Here is a 3585-nt window from a genome sequence, read left to right as displayed (position 1 = left end):
TTGACAAAAATATATGGACGATACCAAAAGAAAACATGAAAGGTATTGTAGGGAAAGTTTCAGATTTTCGCGTGCCATTAAGTCGTGAAGCTTTGAAAGTAATTGAAAAATCTCTCCCTTTTGAGAAAAAAGGTTTTCTCTTTTCTGGTCTTACCGGCAAGCCAATTTCTGATGCAAGCATGGCAAAATATATGACAGTTTGCGGCTTAACTTATCGTCCCCATGGTTTTCGTTCAAGCTTACGGGATTGGATAGCAGAGACAACGTCAACACCGTTTGAAATTGCCGAAACTGTTCTTGCCCATTCAGTTGGGAGTTCAGTGACAAAAGCTTATATGCGAACGGATTTTTTAGAACAGCGATATGTTCTTTTAGAGCAGTGGGCGTCTTTTATATCAGGAGAGGCTTGACAGGATTATAACAATGTGTCTATTGTCGAATGAGGTGCTTGAAAAACACCTTAAAACAACTAGCGGATTGGTTGCCGAAATAACTGATCTTCCGCAATTTAAAAGCTTTGACTCATTGTATGCTAGACGCATATAATAGCTTTGTCGGGTGTGGTTATGCCATATAATACCCTTTACGGGGAAAGCATAACGACGGGCTAGTTGCCGTGTTTTTCAGCACCCGGCATTTTTATAAAAAGTGTCAATGAAAAACATCTAACAACTAGGAGTTCGCTATGAACACTCTTATAGAAATTACGGAACAAATCATTGATCAGGAAACTGTTCAAACCGTTAACGCGCGTGAGTTACATACGTTTTTAGACGTTAATATACGCTTCAACGATTGGATTTCACGACGGATTGAAGAATATTCTTTTCAAGAAAATCAAGACTTTGTGAGTTTTACTCAAAAAAGAGTAAAACCTAAAGGCGGTCGTCCAAGCATAGAATATCACCTCACCTTAGACATGGCGAAAGAACTTTCCATGGTTGAACGCAATGAGAAAGGACGTCAAGCACGCCGTTACTTTATTGAATGTGAAAAGAAACTGAGAACCCAAGCTGTTGATTATGATAATGATACATGCTTTGATGATTTTAACTATCTTCGCCAATATGTTTTGACAAATTATCCTAAAATCATGGGTATTATCTTTGGTCGTCTTTTAAAAATAGATGAAATCGAAAAAGAGCTTGATCATTACAAATCAGTTACAAAAGAAGCCAAGCGCGTTCTAGCAAGATCTGTTGTGAAAGCGGCTTAGTTTAAAACACGATTCATCTCCCCATTTCAAAAGTGGGGAGGGAGAAATCATTTTATTGGCAAATTCATCTTATCGAAAAATAACCGATGCCTTTTCTTGGCATTATCTATAAGCTTGTCAAATGAAATCACTTCTATATAAGCTTTATAATTCTCGTTATATCCAAAATACCCCATGTTATCACCTGTTATTCTTAAATTCGAGTTTTTGCAACATTTCCTTATACTATCAGTTAAATCACAGATAATATAACAATAACCAGGTATATCAAGAGAGTCTTTTATAGGACGACCATCGAATGTTTGTACTTTACCTTTTCTAATTTCGTCTAGATAATCAAACACTTGTTTAATAGGATCTGTTTTATCTCCCGATTGTGCATCATCTCTCATTGGGCGTTTAATTTCTATTATAAAAAGAGATGCCAATTTCATAGGCTCTTCGTCTGATATTAAAATAGGATTGTCGTATATAGGGGTGTCGTATACATTTAAGGCACATATATCAGGTCTTTTATCTTCTGTAGAACCTGTAATAGGCATTGCTTTCAATGAGATGTCAGAAGCTAAATAATCATGAAAAACTAACTTTTCATCTATTAACCATAAATTACAATTATCCATAGAAATGTCATTGGAATCACACTTCATTGGCATTATGAGTTTGTGAATAATATTTTCTTTAGCGTAGCCTTTATCGCTTTTCTTTAAAGCCTTTTCTAGAAGATCTAAGATAACTTTTCTGTGGCATAAGTAACCTATTAGATCAGAGCGATTAAGATCATTTACAGTTTCTACATATGCGCTAACTTTACTTAAGTATTCTTCATAATTTGCGTTTTGTTCAGCTTGCAAAATATCATGACCTTCTTTTAAAGCCTTTTCTTCTAATTTAGTAAGATGTTTATGAAGGAGAAGCTCTAAGCTTTGGTCAGAGCTTGAGGGAGACGCTATGTAGTCATTTTCAGTTAAATGTTTTAGAACTGTACGGTAACGTGGTGCTTTTTCAGCTACGAATTTTTCAATTATTTTCTTACTGTTTTGAATGTTTTGCTTTAATTCTTTATCTAAGTATTTTTGAATACTAGGGACTACAGCTTTCCGTATTTTATCAAATGATATCTCTACCTTCTCTAGTAACCCTTCAGTATTTTCTTGAATATCAAAGCCTATTCTTTCAGCACGTACTCTTTCATCCAAAAAAGGAGAGCTTACGTAGCAAGAGTAGATAAATTCACCTATATCATCTTGCAGTTTTGCATGAATACCAGGAACGTTATGAGATAATCCTTCTTTTGTGATAACTCTGTTGGCGGCACAAAAATATAAAGCCTGGTTTTCTAAAGGTAAGGACCTAAATTTAAGATGCATAATAGAAAAGTTATACTTTTCTATTATTATTTTTTCATTAAAAACGGCTCCATGCATGCATTGTTCATATAGATCATTCAATAATATCTTTTCTGAGTCATCTTCAATAGTTATAGAGGGACAACTACCGGTTCTTGCAAAATACCAGAGACAATGTTCTAAGAGTGCTTTTGCAATAGATTGTAGCTTTTTAGGAATATGATTTTTATATTTTTGTTGTAGACCTGTTAACTCAACAACAGTTTCTCTCTTTGTACAATTATCTTGAAATTCGTGTAATGCTTTTATACCTTGAACAGCGTCGAATAAGAATTCACGCCCTTTTAATCCTCTATCTGTTTCATAAATACTCCGGATTTTTATATTATCAAAAGCTTTAAGCCATAAAAGTCGTCCTATACCATGGCAACCTTTTTTTATTTTATGATCTGAGTCTAAAGTTTCAAATGATTGAAAATTATAATCATTAAAGCCTGTACCATTATCGATTACTTTAAAACCTATAATTTGTGTTTTGTTTCGTTTTTCAGTATCTTTTTCAAGTGGTAGTGAAGCTTGCTTCGATCTTATGACTGAAACTATAATGTAGCGTGAGGAAAAATCATTTCCTATTTCTTCAATGGAATGAATAGAATTTACAACTGCTTCAAAAAGAGGCAGTAGAGCATGATTTTCTGGTAAAGATGTATTTCTTACGCGGCCACTTAAATTTGTTCTCATTATCCACTCTAATCTATAAAAGACAATCAATTGTGTCGTTTTACAAAGATTTGACTTCCTCTTCATCCTTAAAGGATTAAAATTTCGAAGCTGTTCATATCAAATACAGTTTATTAGAAGCTTTAAATTCATGAAACAATTAATTCAAAGATTAATTCTTTGAAATCCACTGTTTTAAATGGAAGAAGACATTGTCTATCGTCTCCATGAGACGAGCAAAATTAAGAAACCATTTTCTAAAGAATTTCGCGCGTCTCAGAGTATGTTTAGAGTCGGATA

At 33.9% G+C, this 3585-nt stretch carries 2 protein-coding genes and 1 pseudogene; 2 read left to right on the top strand and 1 reads right to left on the bottom strand.

Annotated elements, in window-relative coordinates; all coding sequences use genetic code 11:
• Positions 1-410 (top strand): annotated as a pseudogene (locus ACFINX_RS09510) (integrase); the annotation flags it as partial.
• Between the two features lie 275 nt (positions 411-685).
• The gene (locus tag ACFINX_RS09505; RefSeq protein ID WP_375650780.1) at positions 686-1216 is read left to right on the top strand and encodes an antA/AntB antirepressor family protein; all 531 of its coding nucleotides are present in this window, start codon (positions 686-688) and stop codon (positions 1214-1216) included.
• A 47-nt stretch (positions 1217-1263) separates the two neighbouring features.
• On the opposite strand, the gene ACFINX_RS09500 is transcribed toward ACFINX_RS09505, so the two are convergent.
• On the bottom strand, positions 1264-3306 hold the full coding sequence (locus ACFINX_RS09500; protein ID WP_375628599.1) for a hypothetical protein: 2043 nt from the start codon (positions 3304-3306) through the stop codon (positions 1264-1266).
• Between the last annotated feature and the right edge of the window lie 279 nt (positions 3307-3585).

This window comes from Bartonella sp. AP36NXGY (assembly GCF_042195865.1).
Classification (GTDB): Bacteria; Pseudomonadota; Alphaproteobacteria; order Rhizobiales; family Rhizobiaceae; genus Bartonella.
The sequence above is the reverse complement of the archived record's forward strand: the minus strand, read 5'-3'. Positions and strand labels throughout refer to the sequence as shown.

Coding starts and splice junctions, on each gene's coding strand:
- ACFINX_RS09505 (WP_375650780.1), top strand. CDS start 686: ATGAACACTCTTATAGAAATTACGGAACAAATCATTGATCAGGAAACT.
- ACFINX_RS09500 (WP_375628599.1), bottom strand. CDS start 3,306: ATGAGAACAAATTTAAGTGGCCGCGTAAGAAATACATCTTTACCAGAA.